This is a genomic window from Mesorhizobium sp. M1B.F.Ca.ET.045.04.1.1, from assembly GCF_003952465.1.
GTDB classification, from domain to species: Bacteria; Pseudomonadota; Alphaproteobacteria; order Rhizobiales; family Rhizobiaceae; genus Mesorhizobium; species Mesorhizobium shonense.
Genome location: NZ_CP034448.1, coordinates 4,864,296 through 4,880,470, shown reverse-complemented (window position 1 = coordinate 4,880,470; position 16,175 = coordinate 4,864,296). Strand labels below are relative to the sequence as shown.

Genomic DNA, 16,175 nt, shown 5'->3' with positions numbered 1-16,175 from the left:
ATCCATGCCGTGATGTTTCCATGCCGCTGCAGTGCAGAACTCGGAGCAGCTCTGGCGAATATCGGATACGAATTCTGGACCGTGGTATTCCTTGGCCAAGGTAACGGAATGGATTCTAGGGTCTGCGCGCGTCGCTTCGCTCCTTGCTCCGCCCTAGAATGACGAAGTGCCAGGACCCTTGAACTCCTTCGCCAGCAAATACAGCTCCACCGATTCATCGCGCGAAGCCGGCGGCTTCACATGGTGAACCGAGCGAAAATTCTGCTTCAGCCGCGACAAGAGCTCGTTCTCTGCCCCGCCCTGAAAGGTCTTGGCGAGGAAATGTCCGCCGGGCTTCAAAACCTGCAGCGCGAAATCGGCCGCCACTTCGCACAGATGCATGGTGCGCAGATGGTCGGTGCGGCGGTGCCCGGTGGTCGGGGCCGCCATGTCCGACAGCACGACGTCGGGCTGGCCGCCGAGCGCTTCCGCCAGCTTTTGCGGCGCTTCCGGATCGAGGAAATCCATCCGCAGGATGACGGCGCCCGGCACCGCGTCCATGTCGAGATAGTCGATGCCGACGACATGCGGATTTTCCGCCGTTGACTTCGTCCGCGCGGCCGCCACCTGGCACCAGCCGCCGGGAGCGGCACCCAAATCGATCACCTTCATGCCGGGCTTCAAGAGATGGTGTTTGTCGTCGATCTCGGTCAGCTTGTAGGCAGCGCGGGAGCGATAGCCATCGGCCTTGGAGCGCTGCACATAGGGATCGTTCATATGGCGCTCGAGCCAGCGGCGCGAGGACTCCTTCAGTCCGCTCTTCTTCTTGATCCTGGTTTTCAGCACCCGCATGCCGGCCGAGCCCGACTTCTCTGGCTTCTTGCTCATTACCGGCCACGCCCGTCATGACGCCAGACGCCGTCGTCGGCCATCAGCTCGCTCAATATGCCCTCGCGCAGGCCGCGGTCGGCGACGCGCAAGCGCTCGGACGGCCACACGCCGCGGATCGCTTCCAGGATGGCGCAGCCGGCAAGCACGAGGTCGGCGCGATCGGCGCCGATGCAGGGATTGGCGACGCGCTGCTGGAAATCCCAGCCGATCAGTTTTTCCACCATGCGGTCGACGCTTGTGCGGTCCATCCAGAGCCCGTCGACCCGGCGGCGGTCATAGCGTTCGAGGTCGAGATGGACGCCTGCCAGCGTCGTCACCGTGCCGGACGTGCCAAGCAGATGGAATTGGGGGCTGGCGAGCACATGCGCGAGCCGGTCGCGCCCATCGAAGGCCTTGAGCCGCATCGCGACGTCGTCGACCATCGCTGAGAACGTCTCGCGCGTCACCGTGCGGCCGCCGAAACGCTCGGCAAGCGAGACCACACCCACGGGCAGCGACGTCCAGGAGACGATGTGGTTGGCGAGCCGCGGCGAGCGCTGGCCGCGCGTGAGGTCGATCAGCGCGATCTCGGAGGAGCCGCCGCCGATGTCGAACAGCACCACGCCGCGCGTGTCGCGCTCGACCAGCGAGCCGCAGCCGGAAACCGCAAGGCGGGCCTCGGTCTGGCGATCGATGATCTCCAGCTTCAGCCCGGCCTCGCGTTCGACGCGTTCGAGGAACTCAACGCCATTCGCAGCCGAGCGGCAGGCCTCGGTGGCGATCAGCCTGGCCTTCCTGATCTTGCGGTTGCGCAGCTTCTCGCCGCAGACCTTGAGCGCCTCGACGGCGCGGTCCATGGCAGCCTGGCCGAGCCGGCCGCTGGTGGAGAGTCCCTCGCCCAGCCTGACGATGCGCGAGAAGGCATCAATGACGCGGAACTGGCCGTGCCGGCCCGGCACCGCAACCAGAAGCCGGCAGTTGTTGGTGCCGAGATCGAGCGCGGCAAATACCGGCAGTTCGTGCTGCGGCGGACGCGGCACGCTTGAAACCGGCAGCCGCGGCTGCGGCACGATCGGCGCAGGCTCGGGCATGCGGCTGGCGGAATTGGCGGCGGGTGCCGCGTGCGGTATGGCGCCGTTTTCATCGCGCGCGAAAACCTTGCGGCCGCGCCTGCGCTTGCGGCGCTTGCGCGTCTTGCCCTTCTGGTTCTCGCCTTGATTGTCGGCATGTTTTGCATGCGCGCCCGCATGGCGGCTGAACCGTCCCGCGGACGGGCCCGCCGGCTCCGCCGGCGATGCCCCGGACATGCCCACTGCCGACGCGCCCGCGCCGGTATCGTGGTCTTCCACTTCAATTCCTTCCGGCGCCGCGCGAACCGGGAAGGACGCAGCAGGCACCTCGATTTGTTTCAAGTTGAGAACAGACTAGCAGCGCTATCTGCAATCACCAAGAGCGCATGGTCCGATTTTTGGCACCGTCACGCCGGGGCAATCTCATGCCGGTTGAATAGCCGGCTTCGATCAGGCATTTCTCAAGCGAGGGATAGAGAGGCCGGGCAACAGCAACTCATGAGCAGCAACGCATGACGATCTCGCCATGAACTGGAGGCGTTATTTCTGGCCGGTCATCGGCATAGCGGCCGTGGTGTTCTCGCTCTGGCTGCTCATCCACGAACTGCGCGGCATTTCACTCGACGACGTCTGGGCCGGTATCATCGCCATTCCGCCGCGCGGCTGGATACTGGCGGCGCTGAGCTCGGTCGTCGCCTATGCCTCGCTCGCCGGCTACGACCACATCGCGCTGCTCCATATCGGCAAAAAAGTGTCGTGGCTGTTCGTCACGCTGTGCTCCTTCACCACCTATGCGCTGTCGCACAATATCGGCGGCTCGGTGCTGTCGGGCGCGGTGATCCGCTACCGCGCCTATGGCACGAGAGGCCTCACCGGCCAGGATGTCGGCGTGCTGGTGGCGATCTGCTGGATCACATTCGTGCTCTCCAGCCTGCTCGCGGCCGGCCTCGTGCTGGTGCTGGAGCCGCAGATCGTCGACCGCTTCTCCGGCGCCCCGCATCACGGACCGGCGATAGCCGCGGGCCTCGCCATGCTGATCCTGGTCGGCGCCTACGTCTTCGGCAGCTGGCTGCATCTCAAGCCCCTCAAGATCGCCAGCTTCCAGCTGCATTATCCAGCGCTGCCGATCGTGGCGCGGCAGTTGCTGATCGGTCCGATCGAATTGCTGGCGGCCGCCGCGATCATCTTCTTTGCCCTGCCCGCGGCGGGCAATCCCGGCTATTTCGTCGTGCTCGGCGTGTTCGTGGTGTCGTTCTCGGTGGCGCAGCTCTCGCACGCGCCAGGCGGGCTCGGCGTGTTCGAGGTCGTCTTCCTCGCCGGGCTGTCCGACATGGACCCGGTCGGCGTGCTGGCAGCGCTGCTGGTCTTCCGCCTGTTCTATCTCATCATCCCGCTGCTCATCGGGCTCTGCGTGGTGCTGTTCTTCGAGCATTCGCAATACAGCCGCGGCGAAAACTGAGCCTTCCCAAGCGCTCGGCGACCAAGCGAGAAAAAAGCCTGCGATTGAAACGCCGCGCGGGGTTGACTATTTTCCGGCGGCGGCTACAAGGCAGCGCTCGCGGCGCTTGAGCCGCCCGCTTCGCGCGGCACAAACCGCGCCTGCTGGGGAATAGGTTAACGGTAGACCCACGGACTCTGACTCCGTTAGTCCTGGTTCGAATCCAGGTTCCCCAGCCACTCAAATAATCAAGCAGGAACAATGCTTTATCTGAAAACATGGTCTCCGGACCGTGTTACATCGCCTTTGCAACACGCTTTCACCTAAGTCCTTGTTTTTCCGTGCATTACAAAACATTCCCGCTCACTCCATGGAACACGGAATCGCCGTGACGTTCTCGGCACGTTCTTGAATTAGCGGACACTAATGGGTCTGTGAGTTCTGTCACAGACGCACCGGAGCATCGGCCTAGCTTGTGCAGCGTTGAAGGGAGTACCCCGATGCTTGTGAACCTTCCTATGCTTGTGAACCTTCCCCTTGTCGTAGCTGGTCCCGTTGTCGGTTGGTTCGGCCGCCGAGCCGATCAGAAGGCGCTGTTGAAGGCAACGGACGATCTGAGCGACTCACCGGACGACATGCTCAGCGACATGGGGATTTCCCGTGACGACATCGAGACCGCGCGCTGGCGGTCCTGCCGGAGAGTGGGCTAACGAAAAAGGCCCGGAAGCCGAAGCCCGACAGCCTGGATTGCCATCGCCCGAATCGGAAGCGCCCGCTACGTTGCCGCAGCGAGCGCTCCAGTGACCCCTCGCCGGCAGGACGGTACGCCCCGCTAAGATGGATAATAAGCGCGCCCTAGTTGAAGCCCCGCATATTAAAGCCGCGTGACTTTTCTGCCACTAGACACATGAAGGCCAGACCGCCGGAGCCGCTTAGCCGTGAGGGTTAGATGTCAGAAGACGATTTGCAGCAAAAAATCCGCCGCCAAATGGAAGAGGATTTCCGCTCCGATCCGCGAAGGGCGATAAAGCAATTTGGGCTGGAAGCCTCGCTACGACGCGGGGTCGTGCGCAGCATTGTAGCGTCGGCTGTCATTTTGGCGGGATTTCTAATCTGGACCGCCATCCGTCACTGACAGCCCTGCCACCGAAGCAGCCGGGCCTTCAAGTGTCCGAAGGACAATTGATCAGCCGAGCCGCGTCACCACAAGGACATAGCCGTGCTCATGGCTGATATCGATGCGGCAGCGCTCGCCGTGCAGGGCTTCCATCAAGTGTGCCACGTATTTGGCAGCAAGCTCGATTTCGGCGAGCTTCGCCGTAGCCTTGGTGGTTGCCTCAGCGGCCATCTTGGCGATGATGTCAGTCGCCATAAGCTGGCACCTCCGCCATATCGCCAGCGCCGGAGGGCATGAGCCAGGCCGAATCCGATGTTTGGCTCGATATCGTCCGGTGCCTACCTCCTGACTTCATTGACTACGCCCAACGGTCCTGATGGGCTCGTATTTCCTTCGGCTGAAGGAACGCCACTCAACCACCAGAACATCATCAATCGTATCTGGAACCCGCTCCAGATAGCCGCCGGCTTGTTTACGCTCGACCCCGAGCGCAGGGACGACGATGGCTCTCCGGTGTGACTGTAGGCGTTGACAATGGGAAACTAGGGACCGATTGCCACTATTCGACGCCGGTGGGAAGCTTCACAGTCTCGAAGTCGGGTGGCTCCGGGAATTGTGATCCGACTGCGCCGGCGCCAAAAGGAATCGGCGGCAGCTATGGCGGCGGCGGCCGCCGCTGAAAGAAAGTCATCCAGCCGGTCCAAGGTTTGGCACTCCTTCGACTACGGGGCTTTGTGTGAAATGAAGCTAGTAAGGAACATCACGCTTACCCCGGAAGCTGAGGAATTTATCAAGCAGCGCTATATCGAGCCGGACGTCGCCAGTTATTCTGAGCTTCAGTTCATGCCAAGGTTTATTTGGGTGATAGCTTACAAGGACGCCGATGGAAAGATAATGGAAGGAGAGACCGTAGGCTACAAGCTATCTAGATCGCCGGTATCCTTCCTAGCTGATTCGGTGATCGCTTCATTTGACGGCGGTCGCAAATTCTTCGCTGTTGAATTCAACGCGGATGGCGAAAAATACGATGCCGACGCGCATTATACGATCGAACATTTCGACGATATTAACTACATCATCAAGCTGCCTAGCGAGGCGAACGAACGCAACGCCTAAGTGGATTTCACTGCGATGACGCTGCCAAGGACCATTTTGTTTCCTGAGCCAGTGCATTGATCAATGCTGCCCCACTGCGTGTTCCGATAGCCAATCTCTTTCATAAGCACCTGCAATTCGGCTGGAGGTGCTAGGCAGAAAGTTCGAAAAGCTTCCAAGAACCCCAGCCAAACCGGATGCCCTGCGGACAACTTGGTTCCACAAGCCCCTTCGATCGCCGCAGCCGCCAGCGCATCGGCCTTGTCGGTTACTGTGACGAGACGAACAGGATATAATGCTTTTGGCAGCAGCTGGTCGAGGAAAGCCTCACCGTCGTGAAACCGATGAACGAAAAGCATCTTGCGGTTCTACGCAGGCACATGGTCGAGATGATTGCCATCCATGCCGATCTTGCAAGCGAAGAACTCGGCAAGGCAACGCTCGATGAGCGGGTGATGGCATCGATGCGGCGGGTCCCGCGACATCTCTTCGTGCCAGCTGCGGTCGCGCCTTATGCCTACCAGGACATGCCGCTGCCGATCGGCTTCGATAAGACCGTGTCGCAGCCCTTCATTGTCGCTCTGATGACCGATCTCCTAGCTCCCCAACCGCACGAAACGGTGCTCGAGATCGGGACTGGCCTGGGCTATCAATCCGCGATCCTCGCGGAACTCGCAGGACAAGTTTGGAGTGTCGAAATCATCGAGGAATTCGCAAGCCATGCCGAGGCTCTGCTGCAGGGCCTTGGCTTCTCGAATGTCGCCATTCGTGTCGGAGACGGGTCTCGCGGCTGGCCCGAGCACGCCCCATTCGACAAGATCCTGGTTAGCGTGGCGGCTGAGCGGGTGCCGCCGGCTTTGCTGAATCAGCTCAAGCCAGGGGGACGCATTGTTCTGCCTTTGGCGTCTGGAGAAGTACAGTTTCTGACTATCATCGACAAGGATGCTGCTGGGCAACTCGAGACTCGGAAACTCATCCCGGTTCGGTTCAGCCGGCTTGAAACCATCTAAAGCGCGTCGCGATCTTTCAGATTCGCTCCGTGCGCTTTAGGTTTTTGATTTTACGCATGTCTTTGTCCCGAAACCGGTTCCCACTTTCGGGAGACATGCTCTAACGGAGTGCGCACAACTGGCGCGCCTTCGCTTTTCCGACCGTCAGCCGGATGCCGGCAGCTCCGCATCCTTCTCGTCGCAATACTCCGACTGTCAAACTCGATCCTCGTAGAACTCAATGGGGAGACCGTCGGGGTCTGCCACGAAAGTAAACGAACGTCCTGTGTGAGGGTCTATGCGGATAGGCTCAACTTCGATGCCTCGTGCCCGAAGCAACCGGGCTGTCGCCTCTACTGAGTCCACCGAGAATGCTACGTGTCGTAGTCCGCATGCCTCAGGCCTGGTCGGCCGGCTGGGTGGCATGGGAAAACTGAACAATTCGATCTGGACAGGACCATGCCGCAAGTCGCATTTCCAAGATTGCTTTTCGGCTCGCCAATTTTCGTCGACGATGACGAAATCGAGCTTGTTGTAGAACTGCTTCGACAGCTCGTAGTCACTGCAGATGATTGCAATATGATGGATTCCTAGAAGCAACGAACTAACCCCATTATGAGCACGGACAAGCCCGACGCCCCCTCCCACCTGCAAGCTACATTGGCGCCTGCTTGCACTCAATCTCCGCCAAGACGATCAGTTCGGCCGGTCCTGGCGCATAACGCCGTAGAGGAGCAGGCCCGCCATTAGAGACACGACAGCGCCCAACATGTCAGAGCCAGTCAGCCCTGAATAGTATGCGAAAGCGAATGCCAACTCGGCCATGATTTTCCACCAGGGTATGCTGGACTTACCTCAGAGAAACCTTATGGGCGCGCTAATGTTCCGCTTGAGGAATGAGCGACCGTCGCGGTTCCAAGACTAGGGACAGGTGTCCGCCGGTTGCGCCTTTTTCCGGCAGCTACACCTACAACTTCGAGGACAAAGGCGGAAACTGGGTCGGGTCGCTTGACGACTGAATTCGTTTTGAGGGCACGAACCAAGCTGCGCGCTGGCGGTTGCTTCACGTGTCTCATTTCAGGACGGGAATTGCTGGCACCGGGCTTGCACTGAAGCTGTTGCCGGTTTGATCCCCGGCAGCTCGTCGGGCTCTTAGAGGCAGTTGTTGGGGGCCTCGCCCGGCGAGTTTTTCGCTTATATTAGCGATTGCTTGTAAACTGAACGAAGTAGGAAGATAATGGCGTTGCGAGGAGCCCTGAGGAGGGTCCTATGCGATGGCCTTTGGTCGTGATCGCGCTGATTGTTGGTTTGATCCTTTGGGACCACTTTGCCAATGACAACGCCTATACCGCCGACGTCGAGCGCAGCTTTGCGTCCTTGCAGATGCCGGGCGGCTGGAGAGCCCCCGCCATTGCCTTCCACGACCCGCTCGACCAGTGAGCGATCTAGAGCCCTAGCAGCGGGATAGAGCCGTCCAAATCTCTTAAAGCAGCTCGCGTGAAAAGGGTTCACGCGAGCTGCTTTAAGTTCTTGATTTTAAGCATGTCTTCGTCCCGAAACCGGGCCCACTTTCGGGAGACATACTTTAGACGTAAAGCGGCAACGGAAGGCTCGGCACGGCATAGACCCGATCGCCGAGCGAAGCCGCAGGCGTGGAAGCTGATTGGCGTGGCGGTATGGCCGGCGCGACCGGTCCGTCAGCCCTTCCAAGCCATTGTCGTTGTAGCGTGTGAGGATCTTGTAGCCCGTCTTGCGCGAGATATCGAACTCCGGCAAAGCACCGCATCTTCTCGCCGTCCAGCAGCCGGGCGATGAACTTCAGCCGCTCTTCCATGGGGAAGGCAATTCCAATGACTTGCTCCTGCGCTTTTCTTGCCAGGAACTGCGCCAGCAAATTCCAGGCGAGACGTTCCGAAGATGCGGTTAGTTGCCTTCTAAATCGCCAGCCGCCCCTGCGTGGCGCATCATGCGACGGAAGCTCATCGAGATGTGGGCGCGCCTGATATGCCCGATCGATTCCCAGTCGCCGATCTCGGCGGCGGCCAGGACCTCCTCCATTTCGCGCCGGAACGCGGTGAACTCCTCCACGAGGCCCAGTTGCGGCATCATCTTGAGGACGACGCGCGCTACCTGGAAATACAGTCTTTCGCTGATCTCGCGCAGCGGCTGGTTGCCGGTCATGCCGGACAGCTCGGTGAAGAAGTCCATGTTGAGCTGCAGGAAGGCGCGCTGATCCGGATTGAGCATGTCGGAATCGCAGCGCGCAATGAGCTCACGGATCCGATCAAGGTCGGCGGCCGTGCGTGGAATCGGCGAAAGCTTGCCGACCAGCAGCGCCAGTTCCAGGCGCAGGTGATAGACCTGCTGCAATTCCTCGATGTCGACGTCGGTGACGATCGTGCCGACGCCATGGACGGATTGAACCAGGCCTTCGGACTCAAGGCGCGCCAGGACGCGCCGGACCGGCGTACGGCTGATCTCGAATTCCTGGGCGAGCTCTTCCTCGGAAAGCCGGCTTCCCGGCGGGTAGTCGAGCAGGCAGATGCGGTCGCGCAGGATCAGGTAGATGCGTTCGAACCGTTCTCGCGCCGAAAGCGGACGCGGGGGCGACGCGGTCACGGTCGCGGCCGAGGCATCCGTCTCGAGCGTCATCCAGCCTCCAGGACGGCGTGCAGGAATTGCCGCGTCCGCTCATTCTTCGGTGCGCCGAACAACGCGCTCGGCGATCCCTGTTCGCAGATCTTGCCCTGATAGAAGAAACAGACCCGGTCTGAAAATTCCTTGGCGAAGCCCATCTGGTGGGTGACCATCAGCATGGTCAGGTCATGCTCACGGCCGAGCTGCCTTATCACCTGCAGCACCTCGCCGACAAGCTCCGGATCGAGCGCCGAGGTCACCTCGTCGAACAGCATGATCTTCGGCCGCATGGCGCAAGCGCGGGCAATCGCGACGCGCTGCTGCTGGCCACCGGAGAGCTGCGAGGGATAGTGGTCCTTCTTCTCCGACAGGCCGACCATGTTGAGCAACTCGGCCGCGCGCTCCTCCGCATCCTTCCGCTTCATGCCGAGAACCGTTATCGGCGCCTCGATGCAGTTCTGCAACGCAGTCATGTGCGGGAAAAGGTTGAACGACTGGAAGACCATGCCGATCTTGGCGCGAACGCGGCGGATATGGGCAAGATCGGCCGGCACGAGCTTGCCGTTCTTCTCCATATGCGTGAGAGGTTCGCCTTCCACCCAGATGACGCCGTCATTGATGGTTTCCAGCGTCATCAGCATGCGCAGCACGGTGGTCTTGCCGGAGCCGGACGGGCCTATGATGGAGACCTTCTCGCCACGGGCGATGTCCAGGCTCAATCCGTCGAGAACGGTCAGCGCGCCGTAGCGTTTGGAGACGTTGTCGAAACGGACCATCGGTTGTTCGGTCATCGCACGGTCCTCCGGTTGAGAAAGCGCTCAAGCGCACGGATAAGCGCGGCCGATACCAGGCTCATCGCCAGAAAGAACAGGCCGACCAGCGTCATCGGCTCGGTGTAGCGGAAGGTCTCGGAACCGATGATCTTGGCAGTCTGCATAAGTTCCAGCACCGCGATCGCCGAAAGCAGCGGCGTTTCCTTGAACAGCGCGACCAGATAGTTGCCGAGCGCCGGCACGATCGGCGGGATGACCTGTGGGATGATGATATCGCGGAAAGTTATCCATTGCGGGAGATTAAGAGCGATCGATGCTTCCCATTGGCCGCGGTGGATATTGTCGAAGCCGGCGCGGTAGACCTCCGAGCAATAGGCGGCGTAATGGACGCCGATGGCGACAACGCCAGCGGTGAACGCATCGATCACGAGGCCGAATTTCGGAAACACGAAATAGATAAAGAAGATCTGGATGAGCAGCGGCGTCGAGCGGATCAGCTCGACCAGCACCGAGATCGTCCAGCCGGTCCACGGCACGGCGATGCGGACCACCGCCAGGACAAGGCCGAGCGAGGCGGCGATGACAAAGCCGAGCAGCGTTGCCTCGATCGAGATGATTGCCGCGTGCGCCAGCACCGGCAGGATCTGCAAGGTAAAACCCCAATCCCAGATCATGCCGCCCTCCCCCGCGCCAGGCCGAGCGAGGCCCGCCTCTCAAGAAGCCGCATGCCGATGGAGACGACCAGCGACATGGCGAGATACATCAGCAGCACCAGCGTGAAGATGGGAATGGTCTTGAACGTGGTCTGGTTCATCTGCTGCGCCTTGAAGGCAAGGTCGGTGAGCGTGATCAGCGAGACCAGCGCCGTCGCTTTCAGAAGCTCGATGAACAGATTGCCCCAGGGCGGGATCATGGCGATGAAGGCCTGCGGCAGGATGATCCGGCGCAGCATCTGCGACCGGCTCATGTTGAGCGCCGTTCCCGCTTCCCATTGGCCGCGCGCGACCGACTGGATGGCGCCGCGCACGACCTCCGACCCATAAGCCCCGACATTCAGGCCGAGCGCCAGCACGGCGACGAGGAAGGCGTTGAGCGTGACGCCGAATTGCGGCAGCACGAAAAAGAGCCAGAACAACTGCACCAGCGCCGAGGTGCCGCGGAAGATCTCGACATAAACGGTCGCCAGCCACCTGAGCGGCGCCGCTCCGTACATGCGCGCGAGCGCCGCAAGCACGCCCATGACGATCGCCAGCAGGCTGCCAAGGATGGCAATCTCGATCGTCAGGAGTGCGCCCTGCAGCAGACCCGGCAGGAACAGCCTATAGGATTCTTGCGTCGCCAGCACGCCGATCACGGCGAGCGCGACAACCAGCATGGCAACTAACGTGCGGATTCCCATCTGCCCTCCAGGAAAAAAGAGGGCGGCGCTTTCGCGCCGCCAGCAGTTGGGAACTTATTCGCCCTTGCAGAGCTGCGCGGTGGTCTTGTTCGGCAGATAGTCCTTGCCGAATCCGAGCGGCTCGACCAGCGCGATATGCTCAGGCGATCCGATGAACTTCTTCAGCTCGGCGTTGAACGCTTCCTGCAAATCGGTGTCTTCCTTGCGGAAGCCGAAGCCGCCATGGCCCTTGATCGACTTGCCGGCAACCTCGCCGAACGGCTTTGTCGACTCGACGCCATCGGCCTTCTTGGCCATTTCGGCGATCGAGAGCGCCGTCAGCGTGGCCGCATCGGCGCGACCCGACTGGACGGCGGCAACCAGGCTGGACTGGTCGGGCAAGGTGACGAGCTGCGCGTCGCCGACGCCTGCGTCCTTGGCAATGCCGCCCTCGACGGCGCCTGCCATCACGGCGAGCTTGAGATCAGGATTGTCCTTGATGCTCGAATAGTCCTTCAAGCCTTTCGGATTGCCCTTCGGCACCAGCATTGCCTCGCCGATACCGTAGGACGGCTCCGAGAAATTGATCTCGGCGCAACGCTTCGGATTGATGAACATGCCGGCGGCGATGATGTCGAAGCGGCCGGCCTTGAGGCCCGGGATGAGCGAGCCGAACTCGGTCAGCACGCCGTCCACCTGCTGGATGCCCATCTTGGCGAGCACCGCCTTGGCGACCTCGGGCGCTTCGCCGGTCAGCTTGCCGTCGGGCGTCGCGAAACCGAACGGCGCCTCGTTGGCAAAGCCGACGCGGATGTAGCCGTCCTTCTTGGCGCGCTCGAGGGTCGTCTCCGCCTTGGCCGGCAGCGACGTGAATGCGGTCGCGGCGAGCGCAAGGCAGGCGGCGGCTTTCACAACCGCGCGGCGGGATATCTGTGACATGAACATGCGTTCCCCTTTGCTTTCAATGATTGCTTGGCTCGAACGACGTTTCTCCTCCATCGCTCAGCTCATAAGACGTATACAACTCATCTGGACATATCGCAAGATGCGCTGTACGAATCTCGAAAAATAGCCGTTGTCGCACCATCGACCGGCCCAAGCATTGAACAGTTGTGCACAATTACAGGCGATTTTCCTGAAATTGCGGGCTGCGAGTCGCGTTCGGCCGCGGCAATAGGAGGAGACGGTTTTGAGCGGGTCCGGCGGGTTCACCAAGGCGGAATATGCGCGGCGCCTGGCCGACGTGAAGCACCGCATGGAAAAGGCCGGCTTCGATCTCATCATCTGCCAGGACCCCGCCAACATGTGCTGGCTGACCGGCTATGACGGCTGGTCCTTCTACGTGCCGCAATGCGTGCTCGTTCATCTGGAGGAAGACCGCCCGATCTGGTTCGGCAGGGCGCAGGACGCCAAGAGCGCCCGCATGACCACAGGCCTGCCCGAACAAAACATCGTCCCGTTCTCGGAGCGGCTGGTGCAGCACCCGGTCGAGCATCCCTATGACGAGCTCGCCGGGCTGATCAGGGCGCGCGGCTGGGACCGAGCGCGCATCGGCGTCGAGATGGATGCGCATTACTATACCGCGCGCTGCCACGCCCATCTCGTTAATGGCCTGCCCGGGGCGCGCTTCGCCAACAATCACGACCTGGTCAACTGGGCGCGCCTGGTGAAATCGGACGGCGAGATGGCGCTGATCCGCGAGGCGGGCGCGATCTGCAGCAACGCCATGAACCGCGCCATCGAAAAGATGCGGCCCGGCGTGCCGCAAAACCATGTCATCGCCGAGATCTATCACGCGCAGATCATGGGCGTGGCTGGCGCCGGCGGCGACTATGCCGCCATCTGTCCGTTGATGCCGGTCGGCGAAGGCACGAGCACCCCGCACCTGACCTGGTCGGACGCGCCGCTTCCAGACAGCGGGCTTGCCATCGTCGAGATCGCCGGCGTACGGCGGCGCTACCATGCGGCGCTGACCCGGACGGTGCATTTCGGCAAGCCGCCGGCCGCCCTCTCCGACATGGCCAAGGTGATCGTCGAAGGCGTCGATGCAGGGCTCGAAATGGCGCGGCCCGGCAACACCGCCGAACAGGTTGAAGCCGCCTGGCAGGCAGTGCTGCGCCGGAACGGACTGAAGAAGGAAAGCCGGGTCGGCTACCCGGTCGGCCTCGCCTACCCGCCGGATTGGGGCGAACGCACCGCGAGCTTGAGGCCCGGCGATAAGACCGAGCTCGAGCCCGGCATGTGCTTCCACTTCATGGCCGGCGTCTGGCTCGACGATTTCGGCGTCGCCATTTCGGAGTCCTTCGTCGTGGCCGAACATGGCGGCGAGCGGCTCTGCGACGTGGCCCGCGATCTCATCGTCATCAACTGACCACCCCTGCAACAGGCATTTTCGAGGATCTAGAATGGACCGCAATCCCTTTACGGAAGCCGAGATCGCCGGCCGCCTTTCGAAGGTGCGCAAGGCGTTGGCCGAGCGCGGGCTCGATGCCGCCGTCTTCGCCTCGCCGGAGAACATTTTCTATCTCACCGGCCTCGACCATTGGGGCTATTTCGCGCCGCATCTGCTGATCGTCACAGTCGACCGGCAGCCGGTGCTGGTCACCCGGTCGATGGAGAAGGTGACGATCGAGAACCAGGTGAAGGCAGCGCAATTCCGCGGCCATTCCGACAGCGAGACGGCCGCCGATCTCGCCGCGCGCGTGCTTGCCGAACTTGGCCTGACAGGTAAGCGCATCGGCCTCGAACACTGGACCTCGGGCCTCAGCCACGGCCTCGCGCTGAAGCTCGAGGCGCAGGCCGACGCCAAGTGGAGCGACGTCTCCGGCCTGGTCGACAGGATGCGGCTGGTGAAGAGCGCCGAGGAACAGGCGCTGATGCGCCGCGCCGCCAAGGTCACAGATGCCGCCGCGGGCGCCGCGATCGCGGCGATCCACGACGGCGCCGCCGAGCAGGAGGTCGCCGCGGAATGCGTGGCGGCAATGGCGCGCGCAGGCGGCCATGCGCCGGGCTTCGGCCCGTTCATCCGCCCGGCCGCTCGGCTCGGCGAAGAGCACACGACCTGGGGCGATGGCATCTATCGCCGCGGCGAGCCGGTTTTCGCCGAACTGTCCGGCTGCGTCTCGCGCTACCATGCGCCGCTTGGCCGGCTGATCCGCATCGGCGTCATCAAGGACGAGGACGCCGCCATGGCCGAGGTGACGGCCAAGGCGTTCAATGCCGTCGTCGAGGCGCTGAGGCCAGGCGCCAGGGCGCGCGAGGTCTACGCCGCCTGGCAGGGCGTCGCCGACGAGGCGGGCCTGTCACACTATCGCCGCCATCATTGCGGCTATCTCGTCGGCATCGGCCAGCCGCCGTCCTGGACGGGCGGCAATTCGGTGACGGGCCTGAGGCACGATTCCGATCTCGAGATCGAGACCGGCATGAGCTTCCATATCCTGTCCTGGCTGATGGGCACGGGCCGCGGCGACGATTTCATCTCCAACACCGTGCTTCTAACAGAGACCGGCGCCGAAGTGCTGACGCGCACTCCGACAGGCCCGATCGTTCGCTAGACGATGACCATGCGCTACTCGGCGTTCTCGATTTTCCGCAACGGCCTGTCCGGCCAGAAGAACTGGCAGCGCGCCTGGCGAGCCGCCGAGCCGAAGCCGGCCTACGACGTGATCATTGTCGGCGGCGGCGGGCATGGCCTCGCCACGGCGTTCTACCTGGCCGAGAACCACGGCATCCGCAATGTCGCGGTGCTGGAGAAAGGCTATGTCGGCGGCGGCAATGTCGGCCGCAACACCACCGTCATCCGCTCCAACTACCTGCTCGACGGCAACACCCAGTTCTACGAATTCTCGGTCAAGCTGTGGGAAGGACTGTCGCAGGCGCTGAACTTCAACGTGATGTTTTCGCAGCGCGGCCAGATCGTCACCGCCCATTCGGCGGATCAGCTCGACACGTTCAGCCATCGCGCCAACATCATGCGGCTGAACGGCATCGACGCCGATATCCTCGACCGCGAGGAGGTGCGGCGGCTGGTGCCCTATCTCGATTTCTCCGACACGGCGCGGTTTCCGATCCATGGCGCGATCCTGCAGGGGCGCGCCGGCACCGCACGCCACGATGCTGTGGCCTGGGGTTATGCGCGCGCCGCCGATGGCCATGGCGTCGACATCATCCAGAACTGCGAGGTGACCGGTTTCGTCCGCGACGGCGACAGGATCGTCGGCGTGGAGACGAGCAAGGGCCGCATCGGCGCCGGCAAGGTCGGTCTGGCCGTCGCCGGCCATACGTCGGTGCTCGGCCAGAAGGCCGGGCTGGAACTGCCGATCGAAAGCCACGTGCTGCAGGCCTTCGTCACCGAGCCGCTGAAACCGGTGGTCGACCATGTGGTGGCCTATGGCGCCGATCACTTCTATGTCAGCCAGTCCGACAAGGGCGGGCTGGTCTTCGGCGGCAATCTCGACGGCTACAATTCCTACGCCCAGCGCGGCAATCTCGGCGTCGTGCGCGAGGTGGCGGAGGCGGCAATCGCGCTGATGCCCTGCATCTCGCGCGTGAGGCTGCTGCGCCATTGGGGCGGCGTGATGGACATGACGCCCGACGCCAGCCCGATCATCTGCCCGACGCCGATCGACGGGCTCTATCTCAATGGCGGCTGGTGCTATGGCGGCTTCAAGGCCACGCCCGCCTCGGGTTGGTGCTTTGCGCACACGCTGGCGACCGGCAAGCCGCATCCGCTGATCGCCGCCTATCGCCTCGACCGTTTTCGCACCGGCCGCACGCTCGACGAAGCCGGTGTCGGCCCCTCGGCCTGGTTGCAATAGAGAGCAAGAGAA

19 protein-coding genes, 1 tRNA gene and 1 pseudogene are annotated in these 16,175 nt (G+C 62.3%); 10 read left to right on the top strand and 11 right to left on the bottom strand.

Translation table 11 applies throughout. The features are described 5' to 3' along the window. Positions 1-153 precede the first annotated feature (153 nt). Together EJ071_RS24035 and EJ071_RS24030 are read right to left on the bottom strand one after the other, a co-directional pair. The gene (locus EJ071_RS24035) at positions 154-867 is read right to left on the bottom strand and encodes an RlmE family RNA methyltransferase (protein ID WP_126100089.1); all 714 of its coding nucleotides are present in this window, start codon (positions 865-867) and stop codon (positions 154-156) included. Beyond that, the gene (locus tag EJ071_RS24030; RefSeq protein WP_126100088.1) at positions 867-2,198 is read right to left on the bottom strand and encodes a Ppx/GppA phosphatase family protein; all 1,332 of its coding nucleotides are present in this window, start codon (positions 2,196-2,198) and stop codon (positions 867-869) included. Before EJ071_RS24030 ends, EJ071_RS24035 begins: the two co-directional genes overlap by 1 nt. Before the next feature lie 247 nt (positions 2,199-2,445). Here EJ071_RS24030 and EJ071_RS24025 point away from each other — a divergent pair, with 247 nt between their 5' ends. The 4 genes from EJ071_RS24025 to EJ071_RS24010 all read left to right on the top strand — a co-directional run bounded on the left by EJ071_RS24025 (position 2,446) and on the right by EJ071_RS24010 (position 4,492). Further along, complete coding sequence (locus tag EJ071_RS24025; protein WP_126100087.1) at positions 2,446-3,378, top strand: lysylphosphatidylglycerol synthase domain-containing protein; 933 nt, start codon at positions 2,446-2,448, stop codon at positions 3,376-3,378. A gap of 144 nt (positions 3,379-3,522) precedes the next feature. After that, a tRNA-Gln gene (locus tag EJ071_RS24020) sits at positions 3,523-3,596 on the top strand. 261 nt (positions 3,597-3,857) lie between these two features. After that, entirely contained in the window at positions 3,858-4,067 is a 210-nt protein-coding gene (locus EJ071_RS24015) for a hypothetical protein (protein ID WP_126100086.1), read from the top strand. A 239-nt stretch (positions 4,068-4,306) separates the two neighbouring features. Then, complete coding sequence (locus EJ071_RS24010; RefSeq protein WP_126100085.1) at positions 4,307-4,492, top strand: hypothetical protein; 186 nt, start codon at positions 4,307-4,309, stop codon at positions 4,490-4,492. Positions 4,493-4,543: 51 nt separating this feature from the next. Here the strand turns inward: EJ071_RS24010 and EJ071_RS24005 are convergent, their stop codons facing one another. Next, positions 4,544-4,729, bottom strand: coding sequence for a hypothetical protein (locus EJ071_RS24005; protein WP_126100084.1), 186 nt, complete (start codon positions 4,727-4,729; stop codon positions 4,544-4,546). A gap of 402 nt (positions 4,730-5,131) precedes the next feature. On the opposite strand from EJ071_RS24005, the gene EJ071_RS24000 reads away from it, so the two are divergent. Beyond that, on the top strand, positions 5,132-5,590 hold the full coding sequence (locus EJ071_RS24000) for a hypothetical protein (RefSeq protein WP_126100083.1): 459 nt from the start codon (positions 5,132-5,134) through the stop codon (positions 5,588-5,590). Here the strand turns inward: EJ071_RS24000 and EJ071_RS23995 are convergent. Next, the gene (locus tag EJ071_RS23995) at positions 5,587-5,928 is read right to left on the bottom strand and encodes a hypothetical protein (RefSeq protein ID WP_126100082.1); all 342 of its coding nucleotides are present in this window, start codon (positions 5,926-5,928) and stop codon (positions 5,587-5,589) included. The genes EJ071_RS24000 and EJ071_RS23995 overlap by 4 nt on opposite strands. On the opposite strand from EJ071_RS23995, the gene EJ071_RS23990 reads away from it, so the two are divergent. Further along, entirely contained in the window at positions 5,905-6,579 is a 675-nt protein-coding gene (locus tag EJ071_RS23990) for a protein-L-isoaspartate(D-aspartate) O-methyltransferase (RefSeq protein ID WP_126100081.1), read from the top strand. The genes EJ071_RS23995 and EJ071_RS23990 overlap by 24 nt on opposite strands. A 195-nt stretch (positions 6,580-6,774) precedes the next feature. On the opposite strand, the gene EJ071_RS23985 is transcribed toward EJ071_RS23990, so the two are convergent. Then, a complete protein-coding gene (locus EJ071_RS23985; RefSeq protein ID WP_126100080.1) occupies positions 6,775-7,158 on the bottom strand; it encodes a VOC family protein in 384 nt (127 codons plus the stop codon). A 669-nt stretch (positions 7,159-7,827) separates the two neighbouring features. On the opposite strand from EJ071_RS23985, the gene EJ071_RS38675 reads away from it, so the two are divergent. Beyond that, positions 7,828-7,998, top strand: coding sequence for a hypothetical protein (locus EJ071_RS38675; protein WP_189521195.1), 171 nt, complete (start codon positions 7,828-7,830; stop codon positions 7,996-7,998). A 213-nt stretch (positions 7,999-8,211) separates the two neighbouring features. On the opposite strand, the pseudogene EJ071_RS23980 reads toward EJ071_RS38675, so the two are convergent. The 6 genes and pseudogenes from EJ071_RS23980 to ehuB form a co-directional block, all read right to left on the bottom strand. Further along, positions 8,212-8,392: pseudogene (locus tag EJ071_RS23980) on the bottom strand (leucine zipper domain-containing protein); the annotation flags it as partial. Positions 8,393-8,481: 89 nt separating this feature from the next. Next, on the bottom strand, positions 8,482-9,210 hold the full coding sequence (locus tag EJ071_RS23975; RefSeq protein ID WP_126100079.1) for a GntR family transcriptional regulator: 729 nt from the start codon (positions 9,208-9,210) through the stop codon (positions 8,482-8,484). Beyond that, on the bottom strand, positions 9,207-9,986 hold the full coding sequence (gene ehuA, locus EJ071_RS23970) for an ectoine/hydroxyectoine ABC transporter ATP-binding protein EhuA (protein ID WP_126100078.1): 780 nt from the start codon (positions 9,984-9,986) through the stop codon (positions 9,207-9,209). The genes EJ071_RS23975 and ehuA overlap by 4 nt, the downstream gene beginning before the upstream one ends. Then, positions 9,983-10,642 (bottom strand): ectoine/hydroxyectoine ABC transporter permease subunit EhuD, encoded by a 660-nt coding sequence (ehuD, locus tag EJ071_RS23965; RefSeq protein WP_126100077.1) that lies wholly within the window; start codon positions 10,640-10,642, stop codon positions 9,983-9,985. Before ehuD ends, ehuA begins: the two co-directional genes overlap by 4 nt. Further along, complete coding sequence (ehuC, locus tag EJ071_RS23960) at positions 10,639-11,367, bottom strand: ectoine/hydroxyectoine ABC transporter permease subunit EhuC (protein WP_126100076.1); 729 nt, start codon at positions 11,365-11,367, stop codon at positions 10,639-10,641. Before ehuC ends, ehuD begins: the two co-directional genes overlap by 4 nt. A 54-nt stretch (positions 11,368-11,421) precedes the next feature. Continuing rightward, positions 11,422-12,285: an ectoine/hydroxyectoine ABC transporter substrate-binding protein EhuB gene (ehuB, locus tag EJ071_RS23955; protein ID WP_245459959.1), complete on the bottom strand. Its 864-nt coding sequence runs from the start codon at positions 12,283-12,285 to the stop codon at positions 11,422-11,424. Positions 12,286-12,535: 250 nt separating this feature from the next. Here ehuB and EJ071_RS23950 point away from each other — a divergent pair, with 250 nt between their 5' ends. From EJ071_RS23950 to EJ071_RS23940, 3 genes are read left to right on the top strand one after another with little or no spacing between them, the layout of a single operon-like run. Beyond that, positions 12,536-13,717, top strand: a complete 1,182-nt coding sequence (locus tag EJ071_RS23950) for a M24 family metallopeptidase (protein ID WP_126100074.1) — start codon at positions 12,536-12,538, stop codon at positions 13,715-13,717. 34 nt (positions 13,718-13,751) lie between these two features. Further along, positions 13,752-14,900: a Xaa-Pro peptidase family protein gene (locus tag EJ071_RS23945; RefSeq protein WP_126100073.1), complete on the top strand. Its 1,149-nt coding sequence runs from the start codon at positions 13,752-13,754 to the stop codon at positions 14,898-14,900. A gap of 9 nt (positions 14,901-14,909) precedes the next feature. Next, positions 14,910-16,163 carry a sarcosine oxidase subunit beta family protein gene (locus EJ071_RS23940; RefSeq protein WP_126102704.1) on the top strand — a complete coding sequence of 418 codons (1,254 nt, stop codon included), beginning with the start codon at positions 14,910-14,912 and terminating at the stop codon, positions 16,161-16,163. The last annotated feature ends 12 nt before the right edge of the window (positions 16,164-16,175 follow it).